Here is a 23,127-nt window from a genome sequence, read left to right as displayed (position 1 = left end):
CTCCACGTGATCCAGTACCTCAACTTCCTGCACACCACCGTGCAGTTCGACCTCGCCGACGACGCGGTGGACGCCTTCGCGCCGATCCACCGCTTCTTCCGCCACCTGATGGGCGACGCCCCCGCGCAGCAGCCCACCTTCCGCATCGCGGTGCACGGCTACGACCCGTCCACCGACGTCGACGCCGAGGTCTGGCGGCTGCCGCTCTCCGTCATCCGTCGCAGCAACGCCGCGGAGTTCAACTTCGACGCCCATGTCGTGGACCGCGGCGGTCGCCGGCTCTACGTCAACCGTGCGACGCTGCTCGACGCCCCCGTCGACGCCCGCAAGGACGACACCTTCCACCTCCGTCTCACCGAGGGCTCGGTGGTGCAGGTCCTCGACTTCGTGCGGGACCTCGTCATCCGCCACGAGGAGGACCTCGGCACGGTCGTGCTGCACGCCTCCGGTGCGCACCGGGACGGCGAAGCGGTGATCATCGCCGGGCCCAAGGGCGCGGGCAAGACCACCACCCTGCTGTCGGTGCTGCGCCGGCCCACCTGGCAGTACTTCACCGGCGACAAGCTCTTCTGCACCCTGGAGGACGGCCGGATCACCGTCCACCCGTGGCGGGACTACCCGTACGTGGGGGTCGGCACGATCCGGGCCGACGCCCGGTTGGAAGCGCTGGTGCGCGAGCGGGTCGACCCGCAGCTCGACGCCCACGAGCCGGGGCACAAGATCCTCATGGACCCGGACGTCTTCGAGTCCTGGTTGGGCTCGGAGTTCTCCGCCGAGCCCAAGCGGTTGACGGTGCTGCTGCTGCCCGAGGTCGCGCCCGGCCAGCCTCTGACGACCCGTCACCTCACCGACGACAACGAGCGCTGGGCCCACCTCAACAAGATCGTCGACCGCCAGCTGGACACCACCTTCTTCACCTGGCAGACCCACCTGGTCCCCGACTACACGCGCTTCTACCAGTCGCTCGCCGCCCTCCGCACCGCCCTGGACTCGATCGACATGGTGCGCCTGCACGGCACCCTCGACGTCGACCCGGACGCGGTCCTGGACCGCACCGCCCACCCCGCACCGTCGAAGGAGACCCGATGAGCACCGCGTCCGGCCGCACCCTGCGGGTGTCCGTGATCGGCCTGAGCGGGGCCGGCAAGTCCACCTGCGCCTCGATGATCGAGGAGTTCGCCCGGGAGCGCGGACTGTCCCACACCCGCGTGAAACTCGCCGCGCCGCTCTACGACCTCCAGGCCGAGGTCTACCGCACCGCCGGCGCGGAACTGGCCGCCGGCGCCCAGGACCAGCTCCTGATGGAGGCGCTGGCCGGCGCCCTGCGCCGAATCCGCCCCGCCTCCCTCGCCGACGACTTCACCCGCCGCCTGGCCGGGACCGACGCCGACGTGGTCATCAACGACGACCTGCGCGACCCGCACGTGGACGCCCCGGCCCTGCGCGCCCAGGGCTTCCGCGTGCTGCGCATCGTCTGCGACGAGGGCCTGCGGCAGAAGCGCCTGGCCGAACGCGGCGACCCGACCCGGGCCGACGCCTCGACCCGGGAGCTCGACCGCATCGAGCCGGACGCCGTCCTCGACAACGGCGCGGACCTCGACACCTACCGCACCGCCGTCCACCAGGTGCTGGAGGGCTGGCTGTGATCCTCAGCGGACCCGAGATCCTGTCCGAGGTGCGCGCCGGACGCATCCACATCGACGACTTCGACCCCGAGCGCCTGGAGCCCAACAGCTACGGCTTCCGGCTGGCCGAGGACATCCTCTGGTACGACGACGACGTCATCGACTGCTTCACGCCGCCGAAGGCCCGGCACGTGACGATGGGCCCCGACGGCATGGTCCTGGAACCGGGGCGGTTCTACCTCGGCGGCACCATGGAGGCCATGGGCAGCCCGCACTACGCGGCCACCCTCTACGCCTGCCGGTCGGCCTCCACCCTCGGCATCTGGATCCAGTTCTCCGCGCCGCTCGGGCACAGCGGGGCGGTCTTCCCGTGGACGCTGGAGATGAAGGTCGCCCACCCGGTCCGCGTCTACCCGGGCATGCTGATCGGGAAGTTGGCGTTCTGGGCGATGCAGGGCGACGCCGTCGGCTACCTCGGCAAGTACACCGGGTCGTCCTCGGCGGTCGCCTCCCGGCTGAGCCTGGAGGACCCGCGTGTCACAGGGTGACCTGTGCCGGGCCCTGGCCGCCCTGCTGCTCCTGCTGCTCGCGGCCCACCTGGTGGGCCGGCTCTTCGCCAAGTTCCGGCAGCCGCCGGTGATCGGTGAGATCCTCGGCGGCCTGCTGCTCGGCCCCACCCTGCTGGGCCAGCTCGCCCCGCAGGTGGAGCAGTGGCTCTTCCCACGCCAGGGCCCGGTGGCCACCTGCCTGGAGCTGGTCTACCAACTCGGCATGCTGCTGCTGATGTTCCTCGCCGGCCTGGAGATGCGGTCCGTCTTCTCCCGCCGGGACGGCCGGGCCGTCGCACTGATCGCGGTGGTGGGCATGGCGGTGCCGTTCGCATTCGGCCTGCTGCTGGCCAAGGTCGTCGACCTGTCGGGCCAACTCGGCCCGGCGCGGAACACCACGGCCCTGACGCTCATCATCGCCTGCGGCATCGCGATCACCAGCATCCCGGTGATCTCGCGGATCATGATGGACCTGGGCCTGATCAACACGCCCTTCGCCCGCGTGATCCTCTCCGTCGCCGCGCTGGAGGACATCGCCCTCAACGTGGTGATCTCCATCGCCGTCGGCATGGTGAGCAGCGCCGGGCCGCGCGCCTTCGGCCTCGCCCCCGAACTGGGGATCACCTCGGCCGGCGCCTCCGCGGCCTACCACTCCGTCGCGTCGCTGGCCTTCCTCGGCGCCGTCGCCCTGCTCGGACTGGTCATCCGCCGGCTGGCGCCCGGCGGCGGCCCGGGCCCGGTGAACGGACTGGCGGTGCGCGTCGCCGCCGTCCTGGCCGCCGCCGCCCTGTGCAGCTACCTCGGCGTGGCGCCCATGTACGGCGCCTTCGTCGTCGGGCTGATGTCCAGCGTCGGCGGGCGGACGGCGCCGGCGGCCGCGGACGCCCTGCGGAGCGTGCGCGGCTTCGCCACCGGGTTCTTCATCCCGATCTACTTCGCGGTGGTCGGGCTCCGGCTGGACCTGGTGCGCGCGTTCAACCCCGGCTTCACGCTCGCCTTCATCGCGGTGGCCTGCGCGGTGAAGGCGGTCAGCGTCTACCTCGGCGCCCGCCTCGCGCAGCGGCCCGCGGCGGACTCCCGGCACCTCGCGGTGGCCCTGAACGCCCGGGGCGGCCCCGGGATCGTCCTGGCCACCGTCGCCCTCGACGCGCAGATCGTCAACTCCGCTATGTTCACCACGCTCGTGCTCACCGCCGTCATCACCTCGCTCCTCGCCGGCTGGTGGCTGGAACGGGCCATCGCACGAGGGCAGTTGACGACCGAACCGACACCACTCGCACCAGCACGGCAGCCACAGGAACAAGGAGTCCCGACGTGAGCCACGCATCGACCCCGCGCCCCGTCGTCGCCCTCGTCGACGCCTACTCCACCGCCAGTCACCTCGCCCCGCTCTTCCACGCCCAGGGGTACGACTGCCTGCACGTGCAGAGCATGACGTCACCGCCGGCCGCCTTCACCGCGTCCTTCCGACCGGAGGACTTCATCGGCACGGTCCTGCACGAGGGTGACGTCGACGCGACGCTGCACGCGATCCGCGCGTACGCGCCGACCGCCCTGCTCGCCGGCGCCGAGATCGGCGTCGAACTCGCCGACGTCCTCAGCGAAGCCCTGGGACTGCGCACCAACGGCACCCGCCTGAGCAGTGCCCGACGCGACAAGTTCCGGATGCAGGAGACCGTCCGGGCCGCCGGCCTGCCCGTCGCCGACCAGATCCTCGCCACCGACCTCGGCGCCCTCCTCGACTGGTACGGGCCCGCCCCCCGCCGGGTCGTCCTCAAGCCGGTGCGCAGCGCCCTCAACGACGGGGTGACCTTCTGCGACGACGTCGACGAGGTCCGCGCCGCCTTCGGCCGCCTCATGGGTATGCAGAGCGCCGTCGGCCAACGCAACGACGCGGTCCTCGCCCAGGAATACCTGGTGGGCGCCGAGTACTACGTGAACACCGTCAGCCTCGACGGCAAGCACTACGTCTGCGACCTGTGGAAGACCCAGCACCTCGGCATCAACGGCGTGCGCGACCTCCTCGGCGGCTCCCAACTGATGCTCCGCGACGGTCCCGAGCAGGAGCAACTCGTCGCCTACGCCGGCGCCGTGCTGGACGCCCTCGGGGTGCGCAACGGCCCCGCGCACACCGAACTCAAACTGACCCCGCAGGGCCCCCGGCTCATCGAGACGGGCGCCCGGGTCTGCGGCGCGATGCTGCCGTTGCTCACCCGCGCCGCGCTCGACGAGAGCCAGTTGGAGTGGACCGTGGCGGCCTACGCCGACCCGGCGGACTTCCTGGCCCGGTGGGAGACCGGCTACGAGGTGAAGCGGCACGCCGTCTGCGTGAACATGATCGCGCCGAGCGCCGGAAAGCTCGCCGGCTACCCGCGGTTGGCCGAACTCCAGGCCCTGGAGAGCTACCACGACGTACTGCTGAAGGTCGCGCCCGGCGAGGAGATCTCCCGCACCGTCAACGACATGACCTACCCGATGCTGGTCCACCTCCTCCACGAGGTCGAAGGCACCGTCACCCACGACTACATGACGGCCCGCTACCTCGACGGGGAGGGCTTCTACGATGTCGTCTGACCGCCCGGCGCCGACGGTGCTGGCCCACCTCAGCGACCTGCACCTGGACGGCGGGCCACGCGCCACCGAACGGACCCGGGCCGTGGTGGCGCACCTGCTGGACCTGCCCGGGACGCTCGACGGCGTACTGGTCACCGGCGACCTCGCTGACCACGGCACCGACGACGAGTACCGGTTGGCCGCGGAGCTGCTGAAGCCCCTGGCCGACCGCCACCCGCTGCTGGTCTGCCCGGGCAACCACGACGCCCGCGAGCCGTTCCGCCGCCTCCTGCTCGGCGGCGGCGAGCCCGGCGACGCACCGGTCAACCAGGTCCGGGACCTCGCCGGCACCCGCGTCGTCCTGTGCGACTCGTCGATCCCCGGGCGCGCCGAGGGCCGGCTGGCGCCCGAGACGCTGGCCTGGCTCGACGCGACGTTGGCCGCCGCACCGCGGCTGCCCGCCCTGGTCGCCCTGCACCATCCGCCGGTCGACCTCGGCCTGCCCTACATCGACCGGATCGGCCTGCGCGAGGCCGAGGGGCTGGCCGCGGTGCTGGACCGCCATCCGCAGGTGACCGCCGTGCTGTGCGGCCACGCCCACACGGCGGCGGCCACGACCTTCGCGGGCCGGCCGCTGCTGTGCGCCCCCGGCGTCGCCTCGACGGCCCTGGTGCCCTGGGAACAGGAGCCGGGCCAGTCGTGGAAGACCGAGGACGCCGATCCGGCGCTCACCTTCCACCTGCTCCACGAGGGGCGCCTGACAAGTCATCACCGGACCGTGCGCACCGCTTGACCCGACTTTCGGACGCCGGCCGCCCCGCACCTTCCCGCACCACCGCACCAACCCCTCTCCTGGAGACTCGATGCAGCAACCCCGACCGCGCGCCGCCGAGGACCGCCCCCTGCTGGTGCTCATCTCGACCGGCCCGCACAAGTACCGGGAATACCTCCTGGCGGCCATCAGCACGCGCTACCGGATCCACCTGGTCAACACGTCCGAGCCCAGCTGGGAGCTGCCCTACCTGGCCGGCAGCACGCTGGTGCCCTCCACCGAGCTGGCCGTGGTGTCCGAGGCGGTCGCCGCGGTCGTCGCGCGCGAGCCGGTGCACGGCGTGCTGAGCTGGGACGAGGCCCGGGTCCACCAGGCCGCCGCGGTCGCGGGCGCGTTGGGGCTGCCGACCACCCCCGCCGACGACGTCTGGCGGTGCCGCGACAAGCACCAGAGCCGCACCGCGCTGGCCGCCGCCCATCTGCCCCAGCCCGCGTTCGCGCTGGTGGGGACGGCCGCCGAGGCGCTGGCGGCGGCCGAGCGGATCGGCTACCCGGTGGTGGTCAAACCCCGTGCGGCCGCCGCCAGTTACGGGGTGTCCCTGGTCCGTTCCCCGGAGCAGATGACCGAGTTCTTCGGCTTCGCGGACCGCGCCACCGTGCCGCACATGCCCGACTACGACCAGGGCGTCCTGGTCGAGGAGTACCTCGACGGGCCCGAGGTGAGCGTGGACTCCGTCGTCGTCGGCGGCAAGGTCCGCCCGCTGTTCGTCGGCCACAAGCGCACCGGCTACCCGCCCTACTTCGAGGAGACCGGCCACGTGGTCACGCACCGCGACCCGCTCCTCGCCGACCCGGCGTTCCTCCAGGTCCTCCAGGACACCCACACCGCGCTCGGCTTCACCGACGGCTGGACCCACGCGGAACTCAAGCTCACCCCCGAGCCCAAGGTCATCGAGGTCAACGCCCGGCTCGGCGGCGACCTGATCCCCTACCTGGGCAGCCTGGCCTCCGGCATCGACCCGGGGCTGGTCGCCGCCGCCGTGGCGTGCGGCCGGGAACCGGAGATCACCGTGGACCGGGACCTGGTGGCGGCCGTGCGGTTCCTGCACGCCGACCACGACGACACCGTCATCGACAGCGTGGACTTCGACACCGCCGCACTGCCGGCCGAGATAGACCGGGCCGTGGTGCTGGTCGGCCCCGGCGACACGGTCTCCCCGCCGCCGCGCGGGCTGCTGACCGGCCGGGTCGCCTACGTCACCGCGGTCGCCCCGACGGCCGAGCGGTGCGAGGCGGCACTCGACGCGGCGGCCGCGGCCCTGCGCATCGTCGAACGCCACCCCGGTGCGGGCCGATGAGCGACGTCACCGAGGCCAAGCCGGCACCGGGCACGGCCGACGCCGGAGTGCTGGCCACCTTCGCCGGCTCGCCGTTCGCGGTGAAGGCGCTGCTGTTCGGCGTCCTGGTCAACAAGCTGGGCGGCTTCCTCCAGGTCTTCCTCGTGCTGTTCATGACCGGCCGCGGCTTCACCGCCGTCCAGGGCGGCACCGCGCTGGGCGTCTACGGCGTCGGCTCGGTGCTCGGCGTGCTCCTGGGCGGGACCCTGAGCGACCGCATCGGGGCCCGCCGGACCATCGTGCTCGGGATGGCCGGCACCGCGGCGCTGCTGGTCGCCGTGCTGCACGTCACGCTGTACCCGCTCCTGCTGGTGTCCGTGGGACTGGCCGGACTCATCAGCCAGGTGTACCGGCCGGCCGCCGCGGCCTACATCGCCGAACTCACCCCCGGCAACCGCCAGGTGATGGTGACCGCGATGTACCGCCTGGCCCTCAACCTCGGCACCACGGCCGCCCCGCTGCTCGGCACGCTGCTGGTGGCGGTCTCCTACGACCTGCTGTTCTACGGGGAGGCCGTCGCGGCCCTCGCCTACGCGGTGGTGGTCCTGGTGGCGCTGCCGCGCACCGCGACCACCCCACCGCAGGCGCCGCCCACCGGATCCGCGGCTCCCGCACCGCCCCGGGCCACCTACCGCACGGTCCTGCGCGACCGCCGCTACCTCGCCTACCTGGTGGCGGTGTTGCTCAACTCGGCCGTCTACATCCAGTACCTGAGCACCCTGCCGCTGGCCCTGCGCGCCCAGGGCTACAGCACGTTCTGGTACGGGGCGATGGTCGCCGTCAACGGAGCGGTGGTCATCTGCTTCGAGCTGTTGATGACCAAGGTCGTGCAGAGCTGGCGCATCCGCACCGTGCTCACCGTGGGCTTCGTCCTGCTCGGCGCCGGCATGGCCCTGTACGCGCTGCCGGGCGGTCTGGCCGTCTTCTTCGTCGGTACCCTGCTGTGGACGCTGGCGGAGATCATCGAGGGGCCCACCATGTTCGCCTACCCGGCCGTGGCCGCCCCCGCCCAGGCGGGCGGCCGGTACGTCGGGGCGGCCCACGCCATGTTCGGCATCGGTACCGCCATCGGCCCGGTCGTCGGTGTCGCCCTGTGGACCGGCATGGGCCGGGCTGCCTGGCTCCTGCTCGGCGCGGTCTCCGCGCTGGCCCTCCTCCCGGCCTGGTTCGGGGTGGGCCGGCTGGGCGCCGTGGCCTCCCTGAAGGACGACACCACCACCAAGGCCGAGGACGACGGCTGACGCCGCGTCCCCTGCGACCACCGCGGAACGCGTCCACCGACGTGCCCTCCGCCATCCCCGCGTCGGCCCCGCGGAGCACCCTGCCGCCGCCGGCCCCACCTCACCCCACAAGGGAGAACGCCGTGTCACCCACCACCGCCACCGAGGCCGGCACCGCAGCGCCCGCGCGGATCGCCACGCCCCGCCGGTTCCTGATGTGCCCGCCCCGGCACTTCGACGTGACCTACTCCATCAACCCGTGGATGGACCCGGGCAAGCCGGTCGACGGCGATCTCGCCCTCACCCAGTGGACCCAGCTCGCCGATCTCTACCGGAAGTTGGGGCACACCGTGGAGGTGATCGAGCCACTCCCCGGGCTGCCCGACATGGTCTTCGCGGCGAACGGCGCCACCGTCGTCGACGGCCGGGTGTTCGGGGCCCGGTTCCGGCACGTCGAGCGGACCGCCGAAGGCCCCGCCTACCTCTCCTGGTTCGTCGCCCAGGGCTACACCGACGTCTACTGGCCCGAGCACATCAACGAGGGGGAGGGCGACTACCTGGTCGTGGGGCGGAAGGTGCTGGCCGGCACCGGATTCCGGACGGACCCGCGGGCGCACGCCGAGGCCCAGGAGTTCTTCGGCCTGCCGGTCATCGGCCTGACCCTGGTGAACCCCGAGTTCTACCACCTGGACACCGCGCTCGCGGTGCTCTCCGACGACGAGGTCATGTACTACCCCGAGGCGTTCACCCCGGGCAGCCAGGCCGTGCTGCGGGAACTGTTCCCCGACGCGATCCGCGCCACCGCCGAGGACGCCGCGGTCTTCGGGCTCAACGCGCTCTCGGACGGCCGGCACGTCCTGCTGCCGGACGCCGCGGTCCACCTCAAGCAGGAGCTGAGCGCCCGCGGGTTCCTCCCGATCGGCGTGGAGCTGACCGAACTGCTCAAGGCCGGCGGCAGCGTGAAGTGCTGCACCCTGGAGCTCCGTCCGGCGCGCTGACCGGCCGCGCGCCGCAGCCCCGTGCACCCCGCCGGGCGTCGCACGGGGCCCCGGCGCGGGCACGTCGCAGGCCGTCGCCCGCTCGCCCTCGGCGATGACCGAAATTCCTCCCCATCCACCGTCACCGCCGAGGCCACCTCGTGCACCGGGCCCGTCCGTCGGCTGCCGTGCCCTCACCCGTGGCACGGTCGCGACGACGGACCGGGGGAACCGATGCGGAAGGCGGTGCGGGGCGCGGCGGGGCGTCGCCGGGCCGAGCACTCGTTTTCCGCCCTATTCGTGCACGGCCAACAGATATCCGGCCTGAAAGCGACTTTCGGCACCCAGCGCGGCCATGATTTCCGCCACGTGTCTGCGGCAGGTGCGCACCGACATGCCCAGCCGCCGGGCGACCGCCGCATCCGTCAACCCGGCGGTGAGCAGCCGAATGATGGCCTCCTTCACGTCATGGGTGATTTCCGGTTGCGTATCCGCGTCGACCGTGAACGGCACGGCCGTCAACCACATGCGTTCGTACACGTCGGTGATGAAGTCCACGACATAGGGATCCCGGACGAGCACCGCCGCGTCCTGGCTCTGCGGAACCGCGAACACCGCGCATTCCCGGTCGAACACCAAAAAGCGCATGAACTGGTCGTCCAGGGTGCGCACCTGCGCGCCGAGCCGGGTCACCTGCTCCACGTACGACTGCGTGCCCAGGCTCGACCGGGCCGTGTGCTGGTAGAGCATGCGCATCGTGACGCCCCTGCGCAGCGTGTCGTAGTCGCGGGGGGCCGCCTCCACGAGGACGTCCTCACGGCGGCCGCCGCCCGGCTGCGCGGTCAGGATCTCCCGCTTGGCCCGCGCGCTGAGTTCGGCGATCGTCCGCCGCACGTCCGCGAGGTCCTCGATCAGCTCGATCTGCCCGCCGCCGCCGCGGGCATGGGCGTCGAACGTCGAGGCGAAGGACATCATGCGCCGCCGCGCCCGCTCGATCTGGAGGCGCCGGGTGTGCATCTCGTGTTCCAGTGGCCCGATGACCCGGCTCACCGCTTCGTGCGGGGAGACCGCGACCCATCCCTGATTCGGTCCGTTCCGCAGTAATCCCAGTGCGGTGAGTTCGGTGAGTGCGGCAGTCGTTTCGGTAAGGGGAACGCCGAGTTCGGTGGCTATTTCCGCGGCGTCGGTTTCCTCGCCGAACGGGCCGCACACGGCGCCGTAGACTAATTGCAGGAATGCGTCATCGGGTGAATTCTGCCCAACGTGCGGCGTGGCGTTCATCATTCCCCTTTCGTGATCGCGACAACGGTCCACCAGGTGGCCTGTGCGGCCTCCTCCCGGTATGCGGACCTCGTTGTTCCGCGGCAGTGGTCAGGGTAAGCGATCATGTTCGAAGGCGATCGGGCCGATTCTGGCCGAGATTCGCCGGCGTTCTGCGGGGCAGGTATCGCCGCCCCGCACGACTCCCGCCACGCACCGGACCGGGATGTCCAAAGGCCACGGATTTCCCAACATCCCACTATGAAGAGGCAGTTAAGTCTCCCTTTCGGCGGCGTGCGGGAGCGCCGTCGGCACCGGTCGGGGCGAGCGCCGCGAGGTGGCGGTCCGACCACCCCGGGGCGGCGCGTACGATCGGCTGCCCGCCCCTGCCCCGCCCTGGAGCCCGCCCGGTGACCGCCGTTCTCCCGCCGCCCCGTACCCGCGCCGGTCTGCTGCCCGCCGGGCGCACGTCCCGCACCGAGGACGGGGAGCGCCTGCACGCGCTGCTGTGGGTCGCCGGTCCGGGCTGGCGGATGATCAGCACCGCCGTGCTGGGCGGCGGCCTCGGCGAACGCGCCTGGGTCCTCAACGCCCAGGTCGCCCACGGCTACCGCCGCACCGACCCGGACCGCCACCTCGCCGAACTCGCCCGCGACGCGGGCGCGCGGGGCGCGGGCGTGGGGCTGATGACGGCCGCCGACGTCACCCGTCACGGTCAGGCGGCGGACGGGGGCGTCGAAGCCGTCGCGAGCGCCGGCATCACGGTCCGCGGCTGGGCCGCGGTGCCGGCCGCACGTGCCACGGCCCCGGCGGGACCCGGCACGATCAACATCGTGGTCGCGCTGCCCGTGCCGCTGACCGACGCCGCCCTGGTCAACGCGGTGGCCACCGCCACCGAAGCCAAGGTCCAGGCCCTGCTGGAGGCCGGCCACGACTGTTCGGGCACCCCCACCGACGCGGTGTGCGTCGCCGCCCGCACCCCGTGCCCCGGAGAGCAGGCGCACGCCTTCGCCGGGCCGCGCTCGCTGTGGGGGGCGCGGCTGGCCCGGGCCGTCCACCGCGCCGTCGGGGGCGCCCTCCCGCCGTCCTGACCCGGTCGGCCGGTCGCCCGGGTGTCACAGGCGGACGACGACCAGGGCGACGTCGTCCCGGGCGCCGCCGGACACGCCCAGCCGCGCGAGCACGGCGTCGGCCAGCCGTTGCGGGCTGAGCCGGCTCAAGTCGGCCAGCGCCGCGGTGAGCTGGCCCAGGCCGGCGTCGATGTCCTCGTCCCGGCGCTCGATCAGGCCGTCGGTGTAGAGCACCAGGGTGTCGCCGGGGTGGTAGGCGGTGCCGGCCTGGGGGCGCGGCACATGCTCGGGCCGGGCCCCCAACGGCGGGTCGGTGGCCTGGTCCAGCAGCCGGCAGGTGCCGCCCGCGCTGACCAGTACGGGCGGCGGGTGACCGGCGCTGGAGTAGACGATCAGCTTCGAGCGGGAGTCGATCAGGGCGGTGACCGCGGTGGTCGCCAGGGCCCCCTCCACCGAGCGGGCGTACAGGCCCAGCACCTCCAGCGCCTGCGCCGGCCCGGACACCGCCCGGCTGGCCGCGGAGAGCGCGCTGCGCAGCATGCCCATGACGGTGGCGGCCTCCAGACCGTGGCCGACCACGTCGCCGACGGCGACGGCGAAGCGACCGTCGGGCAGGTCGACGGCGTCGTACCAGTCGCCGCACACGTTCAGCGAGCCCACCGCCGGCAGGTAGCGCACCGCGACGTCCTCGTGCCGGGCCAGGTCGGGGGAGTGCAGCATCGCCTCCTGGAGGGTGACCGCGACCCGCCGCTCGCGGGCGTGCGCGGCCCGCAGCTCGTCGTTGAGCCGTTGGAGCTCGCGGGCCCGCACGTACAGCTCGGCCTCCATGCTCTGTGCCCGCTGGGCCAGCGGGCCGCCGTGGAAGCGGCGGGTGCGCACGAAGTCGGTGACGTCCTCGACCCGGTGGATGATGTAGGCCACCTCCCCGTCCGATCCGTGGACCGGCGTGTTGATCGGGGACCACCAGCGCTCCTCGAAGGCGCCCGGCCGGTGCACCACCGGGATGTCGTAGCGCTGCACCGGCATGGTGTCCGCCCGGCCGGACTCCAGCACCCGGGCCAGTGAGGCGCCCAGGTTGCGGACCCCGTCGGCCATGCTGTCCGCGGGGTTGTCCGGGAACGCGACGAACAGGTGCTGCCCGACCAGTTGCTCGGGCGTGCGGTTGGTGGCCCGGCAGTACGCGTCGTTGACGTCCACGACGACCAGGTCCGTCCCCAGCACCAGGTACGGACTCGGTGTCGCGGCGAACACCGCCCGGTAGTCGAGTTCCGGCTTCACGTGCGCGCCTCCTGGGAAGGGCCGCTCCCTCTCAGCCACCACGCTACGCACCACCGGCCCGCCCCGCCCGGCTACGGGCCCGGTTCAGGCGACGTCCAGGACCGCCTTGCCGTGCAGTCGCCGGCCGGGCAGGGCGTAGACGGCCCCGGCGGCGTCGTCCCAGGCGCCGCGCCAGGCCAGGTGCGGGGTGAGGCCGCCGGCTGCCTCCCGCTGCGCGAACGCAAGAAGCTGCGGACCCGGGAAGCGCTGATCACCACCGCCCCGGAACTCTTCACCGAGCGCGGCTTCCACCTTCTTCCGCCACTTCACCAGCAAGGAAGACGTCACCATGGCGCCGCTGGAGGACCTGTGGCGGACCTTCCTGGACGACCTGGAGACCCGCGAGCCCACCGGCGGCCCGCTCCCCGTCCGAACGCGGCGCCGCCGTCGTGTGAAGATGCTCGGCAGGCACGAGGAAAGGGCGACGATGGACCTCCTTCAGCTGCGCTACTTCCAGGTCGTGGCCCGCTACGAACACATCAGCCGGGCCGCGGACGAACTCCGGGTCGCGCAGCCCTCGCTCAGCCGCGTCATCGCCCGCCTAGAAGCCGACTTGGGCACTGCGCTCTTCGACCGACGGGGCCGCCGGATCCGGCTCAACGCGTACGGCGTGACGTTCCTGCGGCACGTCGAGCGCGCGCTCGGCGAACTCGACGACGGGCGGCGTGCGGTGCGGGACGCCCGCGACCAGGTCCTGGGCCGGGTCGCCCTCGCCGCCGAGACCCTGCTGACCCTCACCCACCTCCTCGGCGACTTCCGTGCCGCGCATCCGCGTGCCGACGTGCTGCTCCGCCAGGCCACCGCGCCGGAGATGGAACGCCGACTGCGCGCCAGGGAGGTCGACTTCTGCCTGGCCTCCCAGCCGCTGACCGGCCCGACCCTGCACAGCGTCGAACTGGCCCGGGAGGAGGTGCTGCTCGCCGTGCCGCCCGGCCACCGGTTGGCCGGCCGGGAGCGCGTGACCGTCGCCGAGATCGTCGACGAGCCGTTCGTCACCACCCGCATCGGCACCTGGCCGCGCGCCCTGCTGGAGCGGCTGTTCGCCGCCGAGGGCCGTACCCCGGTCCTGTCGTGCGAGGGCGACGAGCCGGGCGCCACCGGGGATCTGATCGGCGCCGGCCTGGGCATCGGCCTCGTCCCGGAGATGTCCCGCCGGCTCCCCACGCGCCTGCCCGCCGCCTGGCTGAGCCTCGACGCCCCCGACTGCCACCGGGTCCTGAGCCTGGTCTGGGACCGGGAGGCATATGTGTCCGCGGCCGCCCTGAAGTTCAGGGAGTTCGTCATCGGCCGGCCCTTCGCGTCGCACGGGTTCCCCGGTGCGCCCGAGTGGTCGGGCGACGGGCGCCCCGCTGACGGAGGGGTAGGCGGTCGGCCGGAAGGCGTAGCGCCGTCCGGCGGCGGCGTGTGACGCACCGACTCGTCCCGTTCGGTGGCTACATTTCGGCTCCGAACGGTCCCGCGTCCGCCGCGTGGGGCACGTGTGCGCCGCCGATGGAGGAGGGGTCCGTGCTGGGCCAGCGTTCCGTTGAGGAGACCGGCAGACGGGTCGAGGTGAAGCTCGGCGGCCTCCCGGTGCACCACGAGCAGATGGCGTTGGTCACCGGCATCCACCGCGCGGCGGCGGCCGTGCGGCAGCACGTCGAGAACTCCGTGCTGCGCGGCCCGGACCTGACGTGGACCGCGTTCGTGGTGCTCCGGGTGGTGTGGGTCCGCGGCGAGTCGGAGACCCGGCACGTCGCCGAGGAGGTCGGGATCTCCAAGGGCACGCTCACCGGTGTGGTGCGGACCTTGGAGTCCCGCGGCCTGCTGCGGCGCGCCGACCATCCCGCGGACGGCCGGCTGGTGCTGCTCCGGTTGACGGCCGACGGCGAGGCCCTGATGGGTCGGGTGGTGCCGGAGTTCAACGCCGAGGAGGCGTTCGTCACCGGGCGGCTGGACGACGCGGAGTGCCGCTGCGCGGCGGAGTTGCTGCGCCGGGTCGTGGGGCAGGTCGAGAGCCACGGTGCGGAACGGCGGTCGAGCCTGCTCGGCGGCGCCGATCCGGCGCCGCGGCGTAGTGGCCGGCGCCGGTCGAAGGCGTGAGCGGCCCGCCGCGGTCCGCGGGGGCCGGTGGCGTCAGGGGGCGGTGGCGTCGGCGGTGTGGCCGAAGGCGTCGAGCAGGCGGGGCACGCCGCCCGCGTGAAACGCCGCGAGCATGCGGTCGGCGGGGGTCTCGCGCCGGTCCAGGCGGCTGAAGAGCGGCGCGAGGAAGGTCTCCTCCCCGGCGCCGCGGGCGCGCAGGCCGTCGGCGGCGAGTTCCAGCAGCTCCCGGATCCGGGCCAGCGCATCGGCGTCCTCCGCGGCGAGGCCGTGTGCGCTGGCGCGGACCCACAGGGTGCGCCAGTCGTCCCACGCGACCTTGTGCAGCAACGCCTCGGCGTCGTCGAGCCGTTCCACGAGACCGAGGGTGAGGGCCGCGGCCACGCCCTCCTCGCCCGGTGGGGCGACGCCGCTGGTGCGGTTCTCCACGTAGCAGCGGACCGCGTGTTCCTCGAAGTACGGCCCGAGCCGACCCCGGGTGAGGGCGGTGCGGACGTCGTCGAGGTCGGTGCGCGCGTCGAAGCCGTAGTGCAACTTGGCGGCCGGCCAGCCGTATTGGTGGATGCGGTCGAGCATCTGCCGGTCGGGGGCGATCATGATCCGTTCGCCGTCGACCCGTCGGGCCGGCACCGGCTCCGGGGACATGAGGAAGTCCCGGAAGGAGCGGCCGCCGAGCACTTCGCAGCCGCTGGTCTTGCCGTCGGTGAGGAAGTACAGGCGGGACGCCCAGAAGTGTTCGAGGTACGCGCCGACGTCCGGGTAGGGGGTCGGCGGAATGCCGTTGGAGGTGTAACGGGCCTCCTCGGCCGACACCTTGCCGCTCCGCTCGTGCCACACCCAGTTGCGGGTCTCCTTCCACGGCTGGATCCGCCCCCGCGCGATCGGCGAACCGGCCGTGAGGGCGGTGAAGACCCCCGCGAAGCCGCTGAGTACGTTCACCGCCCGGGCCGCCTCGTCCGGTGCGACGTCGACCGCCACCTGGTGGGAGGCGATCGGGACGAACCAGTGGTGGTAGTGCCAGCGGCGGGCCAGCAGCAGGTACCAGTCCTTGCGGGTCTTGCGGGCGGCGTCGAACCAGGTGTGCGGCTGGATGCCGGCGCCGAGCACGGTGAGGCCGAGGGGGTCGAGGAGCCGGTGGAGGTCGCGCAGGATCGCGTGGGCGCCCGCCACCGCCCGGCCGATGGTCTCCGCGGGGGCCAGGGAGAGTTCCACCGTGCAGATGCCGGTGTCGGTGTCCACCTGGTCGACGAACGCCCCGTTGGGGCGGGTCACGCCGAGGGTGACGCCGGTGACCTGCTCCCGGGTGAGGGACCACCCGGGGTTTCCGGCGACGAAGGCGGGCCACAGGCGCGCCGCCGTGCCGCGGTCCATGCCGCGGCCGGTGGCCCGTGCCACGACCGGGAATTCGAGCTCCAACCCGATGCGGCGGCGGGGCGCGGGGGCGGTGACCCCGGCCCGGTCGGCGGTCGGCCGGCTCATCCGCGAGGCCGCGCGTCGAGGGCGCGGCAGGGCTGTGGGAGCCAGCAACTGCCTTTCATTTGCGGCGTGTTGAGAAGACGGCTGATGGATGCGGCGGGAGTGCGGGCGCGGTGGTGGCGCGGTGACCGTGGGATGGCGGTGGGCGGTGCGGTGGGCGGCGGCACGTGGGGCATGGGCTGGCATACCTTTCCTCGCCTGATGACGTGCTCGACGGCGCGGCCGGGGCCGTTCGCCCGGTGCGCGGGGCGCGTCGCGGAGCGGCTGGCGCCGGGGCGGTTGATTCATGTTCCGGGCGCGCTCGCCGCAAACCTGGGCGTCGTTCCCATGCACCGCATCGGGCCATCGCGGGCCGCGGCGTGCCCCGTCGGGGCGGAGCGAGGTGCGGAAAGCGCTGGACAGGCACCCCCCATGACTGCAAATGTATGCGATATGACGCATGACTATTCTGTCGAGGGTGCGGCACCGGCATGGCCGACCGGCTTTCGCGCGTACACCGGCCACGGGGGACTGCGGGACCAGGGCGACGACGTCTCGATCGTGGCCTCCGACCGCCCCGCCGTCAGCGCCGCCATGTTCACCAAGAGCCTCTTCGCCGGACCCGCGGTCGTCCTCAGCCGCGCCCACGCCGCCGGACAGCGACTGCGCGCCGTGGTCACCCTGGCGCAGAACGCCAACGTCGCCACCGGCCGGCAGGGCGCCGAGCACGCCGCCGAAGTGGTCGGCCGGGTCGCCGGCCTCCTCGGCCTCTCCGACGACGAGGTGCTCATCGGGTCCACCGGCGTGATCGGGCGCCCCCTGCCCATGGACACCATCCGGGCGCACTTCGACGGGGCCGCGCAGCGCGGACCCGACGCCTTCACCGCGGCGCCGCTGGACGTGGCGCGGGCCATGATGACCACCGACACCCGCCCGAAGACCGCCGTCCGCACGGTCGGCGCCGCCCGGCTCGTCGGCGTCGCCAAGGGCGTCGGCATGCTGGAGCCGAACATGGCCACGATGCTGGCCTACGTCGTCACCGACGCCGAACTCGCCGCGACGGACCTGGACCGGGCGCTGCGGACGGCCGTCGACGCGACGTTCAACTGCCTGAGCGTGGACACCGACACCTCCACCTCCGACACCGTCGCGGTGCTCGCCAACGGCGCGGCCGGCCCGGTCGATCCCGAAGAGTTCGCCGCCGCCCTCGCCGACCTCTGTCTGGACCTGACCCGGCAGCTCGCCAGCGACGGCGAGGGCGCCACCAAGCTCCTGCGGGTCACCGTGACCGAGGCGCGCGACGCCGCGCAGGCCAAGCGCATCGCCAAGAGCGTCGTCAACTCGCCCCTGGTCAAGACCGCCGTCTACGGCGCGGACCCCAACTGGGGACGGGTCCTGATGGCCGTCGGCAAGAACACCGACGACCGCGACATCGAGCCGCACCGCGTCACCGTCGCCTTCGGCGGCACCGAGGTCTACCCGACCGAGCCGACCCCGGAACTGCTCGCGGAGCTCACCGCCGCGCTGCGCCGCAGCGAGGTCGACCTCGCCGTCACCCTCGGCATCGGCGACGGCGCGGCGACCGTGTTCGGCTGCGACCTGTCCCCCGGGTACGTCCGGATCAACGCGGACTACACGACGTGAACCGGCCCGCCCACGGCCCCGGCCCGTTGCTGGTCGTCCCGCAGTGGCAGGGGTCGGCGGCCGGCGCGCCGCAGCGGGTGGCGGCCGGTGCGCACCGCCTGGGCGCCCTGCTGCCCGCGACCCGCCGCACCGTCGTGCCGATCGGCCCCGACCCCGGCCGCACCGAGGACGGGGTGCGCCATCTCGACGTCCTGGCCGCCTCGTTGCGCGCCACCCGGCAGGCCCTGGCGGAGTGGGGCCCGGGGTCGCTGCGCACGGTCGGCGGGGACTGCGGCGTCGAACTCGCGCCCGTGTCGCACGCCGTCGCCCGGCACGGCGCGGACCTCGCCGTGGTCTGGTTCGACGCCCATGCCGACCTCAACACCCCGGCGAGCTCGCCCTCCGGGGGCTTCCACGGGATGGTGCTGCGCACCCTGTTGGGGCAGGGCCCGGCGGCGCTGCTGCCCCCGCCGGACGGGCGCCTCGACGCCCGCCGGCTGGTCCTCGCCGGGGTGCGTGCGCTCGACCCCGAGGAGCGGCGGTTCCTCGCCGCCGCGGGCGTGCCGGCGCTGCCGGTCGCCGCGCTCGACGACCCGGACCGGTTGATCGCCGCGGTGGCCGCCACCGGCGCCCGGCACGTCTACGTCCATCTGGACCTGGACGTGCTGGACCCCGGCCACTTCGCGGGACTGTCCTGCCCGGAGCCGGCGGGCCTGCACCCCGAGAAGTTGGCCGACGCCCTGACGGCGCTCGCCGGGAGCTTCGCGCTCGCCGGGGTCGGGGTCACCGAGTACGCACCGACCGCGGCCGGTCCCGCGCCGGCGGAACCGGCCGTCGAGGAGGGCGTGTTGCGCCGGCTGTTCGCCGGTCCGGCCTTCTCGTAGGGCGCCGGTGCGCGGGGTGGGTCCGCTCAGGCGTCGAGCGGCTGCCAGGCCGTTCCGTCGCCGTCCGCCCGGACCCGCCCGAAGACCACGTCGGCGAAGTGGATGCCGAAGCCGACGGTGTCCGGCTCCTGGAGCTCCGCGATCAGGCGGCGGCGGGCGGCGACGGCCGCCGCGGGGTCGTGGTCGGGGGCCGCGCGCCACTCCGGGTGGCCGATCTGGATCGGCGAGTGCAGGGCGTCGCCGAAGGCGATCAACCGCCGCCCGCCCGCGGTGATCTCGTAGCCGGCGTGCCCCGGTGTGTGGCCGCCGTAGAACCGGATCCGCACGCCGGGGAAGACCTCCTCGCCGTCCGCCACGGTCCGGACGCGGGGCGCCAGTGCGCCGAGGATCTCCGGGCCGATGCCGTGCGCCGCCATCAGGTCGCGGTGGGCCCACTCGGGCTCGGCGATCAGGTAGTCGGCGTGCGCGAAGGCGGGGCGGTCGCCGCCCGGGGCGGGATGCCAGGCCCAGCCGAGGTGGTCGGTGTGGAGGTGGGTGACGGCCACCGCCTCGATGTCGGCCGGCGCGCGGCCGAGGGCGGCGAGGTTGTCCAGCAGCGCGCCGCCGTGCAGGGCGCCGTGGGCGTTGCCCGGTTCGGCCGGGAACGACTGCGGCCCGACGCCGGCGTCGATCAGCAGCGCCCGGTCGCCGTGCTCCACCAGAAGGCCGCCGACGCCCGCCACCAGGTTCCCGGTCGCGTCCAGGTACTCGGGGTGCGCGGCCCAGGTCGCGTCCGTGGTGTCCGGCAGCCAGCGGCGCGGGATCAGTTGCGCCGCGCCGTCCGGGACGTAGGTGACGGTGGTCGCGCCGAGCTGCAAGGAGCGGCGGACGGCGGGTCGGCGCAGTCGTTCGTCGGTGCTGGGTGCGGCGGTGCTCATGGTCGCGGTCCTTTCGGAAGGCGTGCGGGGCAGGGGTGTTGCGGCGCTCCCCACTACGGCGGGGCGCCGGCGCCGCACCGGAATGCGGCGACACCGCCACCATAAGCGTCAAGCTTTAATGATTCAAGCTCGGATTATTTAGGCTAGGGGTACTTGGTAGGATGCCCCCATGACGACGAACCCGGAAGAACAGGCCCTCGCGGAGCGCCAGCTGTGCGGCCTGGTGAACGGGTTGGCCCAGCAGATCGCCGACCACATCCGCCGGCGCGCGGCCACGCTGGGCCTCACCGCCCCCCAGGCCACCGCGCTGCGCGAACTGGCCGGGCCGTTGACGATGCGGGAGCTCGCCGAGCGGATGAGCTGCGAGCCCTCCAACGCCACGTTCGTCGTCGACAAGCTCGAAAAGCAGCAGCTGATCGAGCGGCGACCGCACCCCAACGACCGTCGCGCCAAGCAGCTCGTCCTCACCCCGCAGGGCGCCGAACTCCGCGACCGGCTGCTCGCACTCCTGGAGGCCGAGTCCCCGCTCGCCGGGCTCGACGACGAGGAACGGAGCACGCTGCAGGGCCTGTTGGCGCGTGCCGTGGCGCACCCCGCGAAGGGTGTGCCGCCGGCGCGGCGGTGACGCGCGGGCGGTTCAGGGTGCGGCGCCGATCGCGCGCCGCGCCGCACCGCCCTCAGGCCCACTCGACGAGTTGCAGCACCACGCCGTTCGGGTCGGTGACCTGGAACAGGCGCTCGCCCCAGGGCTCTTCGCGCAACGGCATCGTGAGCGGTATCCCGGCCCGGCGCAGGCGCTCCTCGTGGCCCGCGAGGTCGGTGACGGTGAAGGCGAGGATCAGGCCGCCGGCCCGCTGGTCGCGCTGCGCGGTGGGCAGTACCTCGGTGCCGCGCTGCAACAGTACGAGGTCGACGGCGGCCGCTTCGTGGGTCAGCTTGGCGAAGCCGTCGGCGGCCGCGACCTGCGTGTAGCCGAAGTGCGCGGTCAGGAAGTCGCGGGAGGCGGCCACCTCGTCGACGGTCAACGAGACGGTGGAAGCGGTGATGTTGATGGGGTCTCCTCGGGGGTGGGCGGTGACGCGCACCGCAAAAATTACGACGGGCGTAAATTTAGAATGAGGGCATGGAGGGGTCAAGGGGCTTTTTACGTCGGAGGTAAAGTCGTGCCATGGATGTCGAGCCCCCCTTGGGCCTCCGCGAGGCCAAGAAGCAGGAGACCAGGCAACTGATCTCCGACCACGCCACCCGCCTCTTCCAGCGGCAGGGCTTCGAGGCGACGACGATCGCGGAGATCGCCACCGCCGCCCGCGTGGCGAAGAAGACGGTCACCAACTACTTCGCGCGCAAGGAGGACCTGGCGCTCGACCACCACGAGGAGTTCGTCGCGAGCCTCGCCCGCGCCGCGGACGCCCGGGAGCCGGGGGAGTCCGCGCTCGCCGCGGTGCGCCGCGCCTTCGGCACCGCCCTGCGCGAGCGCGACCCCGTCGCGGGCTTCGCCGGGCCGGCCTTCGCCCGCATGGTCGCCGACAGCCCCACCCTCACGGCCCGGCTGCGGGAACTGCACGAGCAGCGGGAACGCGCGCTGGCCGGCGCGCTCGCCGCGGCCACCGGCGCGCCGGCGGACGACGTCCTGCCCCGCGCCGCGGCCGCCCAACTGGCCGCCGCACTCCGCCTCTTGTTCGTGCGCATCCAGGAACGCACGCTGGCCGGCGACCCCGAAGCGGAGATCGCCGCGACGATCGGCGCCGAGGCCGAGCGGGTCTTCGACCAGCTCGAACCGGCCCTGGGGCGCTACGCGGTCCGGTAGTTCCACGGGCCGGCCGCCGCGCCCCGGGTGCGGGGCGCGGCGGCCGGCGCGGGGCGTCAGAGCCGGTCGAGGAGTGCGGTCATCTCGGCGACCTCGGCGGCCTGGCCGCGGACGACGTCGTCCGCGAGCTTCTTGGCGGTGGCGTTCCGGCCGCGCCGCTGCTCGTCCTTGGCCATGTCGATCGCCCCCTTGTGGTGGGCGATCATCATCGTCGCGAACGCGCGGTCGAACGCGCGGCCCTTGGCGGCCTTGAGCGCCTTCATGTCCTCGTCGGACATCATCCCGGACATGCCGGAGCCGTGACCGCCGGCCCCGGAACCGTGGTCCATGGAGCCGGAGCCGTGGTCCATGCCCGGCATGGCGCCGGCGGACTCGGGCTTGCCCCACGCCTTCAACCAGGCGCGCATCCGCTGAATCTCGGGGTCCTGCGCCTGCTCGATCGCCGCGACCAGTTTCTTGACCTCCGGGTCGGCGGCGCGGCCGTCGGCGAGCCGGGCCATCTCCAGAGCCTGCTGGTGGTGCGGGATCATCATCTGCGCGAACCTCACATCCGTGTCGCCGACCGGCCCCGGGGCGGGGTTGCCGCCGGCGGTGGCGGACGGGGTGCCGCCGTGGTCCGCGGTGCCCCTGCGGTCGGCTTCGGTGGCGCCGCCGCAGGCGGCGAGGAGCAGGGCCGCGGTGGCGGCGAATGCGGTGAGGGCCAGTCGCCGGGCCCCGAGACGGGGAGTCCGGCGGGCGGGGCGGTCGGTGCGCCGATGCGCGGTCATATCGATACCTCGTGCTGTCTGTGCGGTGGACTACTCGGACGAACGCGGGGGCGTGCGGGCAGCGCGGGGCGCCCGCGGTGGCGTTCGGCCTAGATCCGCAGGATCGACAGCTCGGCGAGGTCCGGGGGCCGCGGCGGGGGATGGGGCCGCAGCCGGGCGAGCGTGCCGGCGCGCAGCGGGACCAGCCAGTCGGTCCGGCGGCGCAGCGCCCCGTACAGCAGGGCGGCCAGGGCCCAACTCCCCAGGACGGCCAGGCACAGCGAGGTCATGTCCATCCCCGCGCCGGGCCCGTGTGAGGAGGGTCCGGGCGAGGGGGCCCCGGGGTGCGCGGTGGCGTGCCGCTGACTCGCGGCCGGTCCGGCGGCCGGGGCCGGGTGGGTGCGGGCCGCGGCGCCGTGCGCGGCGGTCGCCGCACGGGCGTCCGGCGTATCGGAGTGGCCCGTGGGGTGGCCCAGGGTGTGCATCGCGAAGACGCCCAGGGCGAGCACGGCGACCAGCAGCAGGTGCCCCCAGGCACCGGCCGCCCGCATCCGCCGGTTCGTCCGCATCTCCTCGACCTCCCGGATCCGAGGGTAGGGCAGGCCGCGTCCGGCGGGCGGCGCACCCCCCACCCCTCGCCCGCATACCCCCCGGGGGTCGCGTCGCGGAGTGCCGGCGCCGGACCCGCCCGGCCCGTCGCGGCTGCGCGCGGCACCGTGCGCACGCCGACGCCCTCCCCACCGTTCGGGGTGAGGAGGGCGTGGCGGGCGCCGCCCGGCCGGCGCGCAGCGGCCGTCAGGCCCGGACGAGGGGGAGGGGATTCGGGAAGTCTCCCGGGCCTCCCCGTGCTCGCCGCCGGCGACGAGCGCCTCGGTGCC

At 73.7% G+C, this 23,127-nt stretch carries 24 protein-coding genes; 16 read left to right on the top strand and 8 right to left on the bottom strand.

The window, feature by feature from the left end; translation table 11 throughout:
* Positions 1–6: 6 nt before the first annotated feature.
* The 9 genes from ACLJT4_RS11345 to ddaH all read left to right on the top strand — a co-directional run bounded on the left by ACLJT4_RS11345 (position 7) and on the right by ddaH (position 9,112).
* On the top strand, positions 7–1,089 hold the full coding sequence (locus tag ACLJT4_RS11345; protein ID WP_411122149.1) for a hypothetical protein: 1,083 nt from the start codon (positions 7–9) through the stop codon (positions 1,087–1,089).
* Complete coding sequence (locus ACLJT4_RS11340; protein ID WP_411122148.1) at positions 1,086–1,646, top strand: hypothetical protein; 561 nt, start codon at positions 1,086–1,088, stop codon at positions 1,644–1,646. Before ACLJT4_RS11345 ends, ACLJT4_RS11340 begins: the two co-directional genes overlap by 4 nt.
* On the top strand, positions 1,643–2,173 hold the full coding sequence (locus ACLJT4_RS11335) for a dCTP deaminase domain-containing protein (RefSeq protein WP_275461962.1): 531 nt from the start codon (positions 1,643–1,645) through the stop codon (positions 2,171–2,173). Before ACLJT4_RS11340 ends, ACLJT4_RS11335 begins: the two co-directional genes overlap by 4 nt.
* Positions 2,160–3,491: a cation:proton antiporter gene (locus ACLJT4_RS11330; protein WP_411122147.1), complete on the top strand. Its 1,332-nt coding sequence runs from the start codon at positions 2,160–2,162 to the stop codon at positions 3,489–3,491. The genes ACLJT4_RS11335 and ACLJT4_RS11330 overlap by 14 nt, the downstream gene beginning before the upstream one ends.
* Positions 3,488–4,747, top strand: coding sequence for an ATP-grasp domain-containing protein (locus ACLJT4_RS11325; RefSeq protein ID WP_411122146.1), 1,260 nt, complete (start codon positions 3,488–3,490; stop codon positions 4,745–4,747). Before ACLJT4_RS11330 ends, ACLJT4_RS11325 begins: the two co-directional genes overlap by 4 nt.
* Positions 4,737–5,519: a metallophosphoesterase gene (locus ACLJT4_RS11320; protein WP_411122145.1), complete on the top strand. Its 783-nt coding sequence runs from the start codon at positions 4,737–4,739 to the stop codon at positions 5,517–5,519. Before ACLJT4_RS11325 ends, ACLJT4_RS11320 begins: the two co-directional genes overlap by 11 nt.
* 70 nt (positions 5,520–5,589) lie before the next feature.
* Complete coding sequence (locus ACLJT4_RS11315) at positions 5,590–6,855, top strand: ATP-grasp domain-containing protein (RefSeq protein ID WP_411122144.1); 1,266 nt, start codon at positions 5,590–5,592, stop codon at positions 6,853–6,855.
* Positions 6,852–8,135 (top strand): MFS transporter, encoded by a 1,284-nt coding sequence (locus tag ACLJT4_RS11310; protein ID WP_411122143.1) that lies wholly within the window; start codon positions 6,852–6,854, stop codon positions 8,133–8,135. The genes ACLJT4_RS11315 and ACLJT4_RS11310 overlap by 4 nt, the downstream gene beginning before the upstream one ends.
* A 194-nt stretch (positions 8,136–8,329) precedes the next feature.
* Positions 8,330–9,112: a dimethylargininase gene (gene ddaH, locus ACLJT4_RS11305; RefSeq protein WP_411122363.1), complete on the top strand. Its 783-nt coding sequence runs from the start codon at positions 8,330–8,332 to the stop codon at positions 9,110–9,112.
* A gap of 273 nt (positions 9,113–9,385) precedes the next feature.
* On the opposite strand, the gene ACLJT4_RS11300 is transcribed toward ddaH, so the two are convergent.
* Positions 9,386–10,375, bottom strand: a complete 990-nt coding sequence (locus ACLJT4_RS11300) for a helix-turn-helix domain-containing protein (protein ID WP_016575075.1) — start codon at positions 10,373–10,375, stop codon at positions 9,386–9,388.
* Positions 10,376–10,761: 386 nt separating this feature from the next.
* Here ACLJT4_RS11300 and ACLJT4_RS11295 point away from each other — a divergent pair, with 386 nt between their 5' ends.
* Positions 10,762–11,442, top strand: a complete 681-nt coding sequence (locus ACLJT4_RS11295) for an adenosylcobinamide amidohydrolase (RefSeq protein ID WP_411122142.1) — start codon at positions 10,762–10,764, stop codon at positions 11,440–11,442.
* A 24-nt stretch (positions 11,443–11,466) separates the two neighbouring features.
* On the opposite strand, the gene ACLJT4_RS11290 is transcribed toward ACLJT4_RS11295, so the two are convergent.
* Together ACLJT4_RS11290 and ACLJT4_RS11285 are read right to left on the bottom strand one after the other, a co-directional pair.
* Positions 11,467–12,699: a PP2C family protein-serine/threonine phosphatase gene (locus ACLJT4_RS11290; protein WP_411122141.1), complete on the bottom strand. Its 1,233-nt coding sequence runs from the start codon at positions 12,697–12,699 to the stop codon at positions 11,467–11,469.
* Between the two features lie 84 nt (positions 12,700–12,783).
* A complete protein-coding gene (locus ACLJT4_RS11285) occupies positions 12,784–13,029 on the bottom strand; it encodes a hypothetical protein (protein WP_411122140.1) in 246 nt (81 codons plus the stop codon).
* A 136-nt stretch (positions 13,030–13,165) separates the two neighbouring features.
* On the opposite strand from ACLJT4_RS11285, the gene ACLJT4_RS11280 reads away from it, so the two are divergent.
* Together ACLJT4_RS11280 and ACLJT4_RS11275 are read left to right on the top strand one after the other, a co-directional pair.
* Entirely contained in the window at positions 13,166–14,146 is a 981-nt protein-coding gene (locus ACLJT4_RS11280) for a LysR family transcriptional regulator (RefSeq protein ID WP_411122362.1), read from the top strand.
* A gap of 83 nt (positions 14,147–14,229) precedes the next feature.
* A complete protein-coding gene (locus ACLJT4_RS11275) occupies positions 14,230–14,820 on the top strand; it encodes a MarR family winged helix-turn-helix transcriptional regulator (RefSeq protein WP_411122139.1) in 591 nt (196 codons plus the stop codon).
* A 33-nt stretch (positions 14,821–14,853) separates the two neighbouring features.
* Here the strand turns inward: ACLJT4_RS11275 and ACLJT4_RS11270 are convergent, their stop codons facing one another.
* Positions 14,854–16,296: a glutamate-cysteine ligase family protein gene (locus ACLJT4_RS11270; RefSeq protein ID WP_411122138.1), complete on the bottom strand. Its 1,443-nt coding sequence runs from the start codon at positions 16,294–16,296 to the stop codon at positions 14,854–14,856.
* Positions 16,297–16,725: 429 nt separating this feature from the next.
* On the opposite strand from ACLJT4_RS11270, the gene argJ reads away from it, so the two are divergent.
* Both argJ and ACLJT4_RS11260 read left to right on the top strand, forming a co-directional pair.
* Positions 16,726–17,916, top strand: coding sequence for a bifunctional glutamate N-acetyltransferase/amino-acid acetyltransferase ArgJ (gene argJ, locus ACLJT4_RS11265; protein WP_411122137.1), 1,191 nt, complete (start codon positions 16,726–16,728; stop codon positions 17,914–17,916).
* Positions 17,913–18,779 (top strand): arginase family protein, encoded by an 867-nt coding sequence (locus tag ACLJT4_RS11260; RefSeq protein WP_411122136.1) that lies wholly within the window; start codon positions 17,913–17,915, stop codon positions 18,777–18,779. Before argJ ends, ACLJT4_RS11260 begins: the two co-directional genes overlap by 4 nt.
* Positions 18,780–18,805: 26 nt before the next feature.
* Here the strand turns inward: ACLJT4_RS11260 and ACLJT4_RS11255 are convergent, their stop codons facing one another.
* On the bottom strand, positions 18,806–19,696 hold the full coding sequence (locus ACLJT4_RS11255; protein WP_411122135.1) for an MBL fold metallo-hydrolase: 891 nt from the start codon (positions 19,694–19,696) through the stop codon (positions 18,806–18,808).
* A 169-nt stretch (positions 19,697–19,865) separates the two neighbouring features.
* Here ACLJT4_RS11255 and ACLJT4_RS11250 point away from each other — a divergent pair, with 169 nt between their 5' ends.
* The gene (locus ACLJT4_RS11250) at positions 19,866–20,321 is read left to right on the top strand and encodes a MarR family winged helix-turn-helix transcriptional regulator (protein ID WP_411122134.1); all 456 of its coding nucleotides are present in this window, start codon (positions 19,866–19,868) and stop codon (positions 20,319–20,321) included.
* 52 nt (positions 20,322–20,373) lie between these two features.
* Here the strand turns inward: ACLJT4_RS11250 and ACLJT4_RS11245 are convergent, their stop codons facing one another.
* Complete coding sequence (locus ACLJT4_RS11245; protein ID WP_411122361.1) at positions 20,374–20,748, bottom strand: VOC family protein; 375 nt, start codon at positions 20,746–20,748, stop codon at positions 20,374–20,376.
* 116 nt (positions 20,749–20,864) lie between these two features.
* Here ACLJT4_RS11245 and ACLJT4_RS11240 point away from each other — a divergent pair, with 116 nt between their 5' ends.
* Positions 20,865–21,503, top strand: coding sequence for a TetR/AcrR family transcriptional regulator (locus ACLJT4_RS11240; protein WP_411122133.1), 639 nt, complete (start codon positions 20,865–20,867; stop codon positions 21,501–21,503).
* 56 nt (positions 21,504–21,559) lie between these two features.
* On the opposite strand, the gene ACLJT4_RS11235 is transcribed toward ACLJT4_RS11240, so the two are convergent.
* Positions 21,560–22,270, bottom strand: coding sequence for a DUF305 domain-containing protein (locus ACLJT4_RS11235; protein ID WP_411122132.1), 711 nt, complete (start codon positions 22,268–22,270; stop codon positions 21,560–21,562).
* A gap of 89 nt (positions 22,271–22,359) precedes the next feature.
* Positions 22,360–22,818 (bottom strand): DUF6153 family protein, encoded by a 459-nt coding sequence (locus tag ACLJT4_RS11230; protein WP_411122131.1) that lies wholly within the window; start codon positions 22,816–22,818, stop codon positions 22,360–22,362.
* Between the last annotated feature and the right edge of the window lie 309 nt (positions 22,819–23,127).

The sequence above is a fragment of the Streptomyces sp. x-19 genome (genome assembly GCF_046549115.1).
Taxonomy (GTDB): domain Bacteria; phylum Actinomycetota; class Actinomycetes; order Streptomycetales; family Streptomycetaceae; genus Streptomyces; species Streptomyces albulus_C.
This window is presented reverse-complemented; position numbering and strand designations above follow the sequence as displayed.

Coding starts and splice junctions, on each gene's coding strand:
- ACLJT4_RS11315 (WP_411122144.1), top strand. CDS start 5,590: ATGCAGCAACCCCGACCGCGCGCCGCCGAGGACCGCCCCCTGCTGGTG.
- argJ (WP_411122137.1), top strand. CDS start 16,726: ATGACGCATGACTATTCTGTCGAGGGTGCGGCACCGGCATGGCCGACC.
- ACLJT4_RS11255 (WP_411122135.1), bottom strand. CDS start 19,696: ATGAGCACCGCCGCACCCAGCACCGACGAACGACTGCGCCGACCCGCC.
- ACLJT4_RS11240 (WP_411122133.1), top strand. CDS start 20,865: ATGGATGTCGAGCCCCCCTTGGGCCTCCGCGAGGCCAAGAAGCAGGAG.
- ACLJT4_RS11300 (WP_016575075.1), bottom strand. CDS start 10,375: ATGATGAACGCCACGCCGCACGTTGGGCAGAATTCACCCGATGACGCA.
- ACLJT4_RS11320 (WP_411122145.1), top strand. CDS start 4,737: ATGTCGTCTGACCGCCCGGCGCCGACGGTGCTGGCCCACCTCAGCGAC.
- ACLJT4_RS11285 (WP_411122140.1), bottom strand. CDS start 13,029: ATGGTGACGTCTTCCTTGCTGGTGAAGTGGCGGAAGAAGGTGGAAGCC.
- ACLJT4_RS11235 (WP_411122132.1), bottom strand. CDS start 22,270: ATGACCGCGCATCGGCGCACCGACCGCCCCGCCCGCCGGACTCCCCGT.
- ACLJT4_RS11310 (WP_411122143.1), top strand. CDS start 6,852: ATGAGCGACGTCACCGAGGCCAAGCCGGCACCGGGCACGGCCGACGCC.
- ACLJT4_RS11275 (WP_411122139.1), top strand. CDS start 14,230: ATGGAGGAGGGGTCCGTGCTGGGCCAGCGTTCCGTTGAGGAGACCGGC.
- ACLJT4_RS11280 (WP_411122362.1), top strand. CDS start 13,166: ATGGACCTCCTTCAGCTGCGCTACTTCCAGGTCGTGGCCCGCTACGAA.
- ACLJT4_RS11270 (WP_411122138.1), bottom strand. CDS start 16,296: ATGAGCCGGCCGACCGCCGACCGGGCCGGGGTCACCGCCCCCGCGCCC.
- ACLJT4_RS11230 (WP_411122131.1), bottom strand. CDS start 22,818: ATGCGGACGAACCGGCGGATGCGGGCGGCCGGTGCCTGGGGGCACCTG.
- ddaH (WP_411122363.1), top strand. CDS start 8,330: ATGTGCCCGCCCCGGCACTTCGACGTGACCTACTCCATCAACCCGTGG.
- ACLJT4_RS11250 (WP_411122134.1), top strand. CDS start 19,866: ATGACGACGAACCCGGAAGAACAGGCCCTCGCGGAGCGCCAGCTGTGC.
- ACLJT4_RS11340 (WP_411122148.1), top strand. CDS start 1,086: ATGAGCACCGCGTCCGGCCGCACCCTGCGGGTGTCCGTGATCGGCCTG.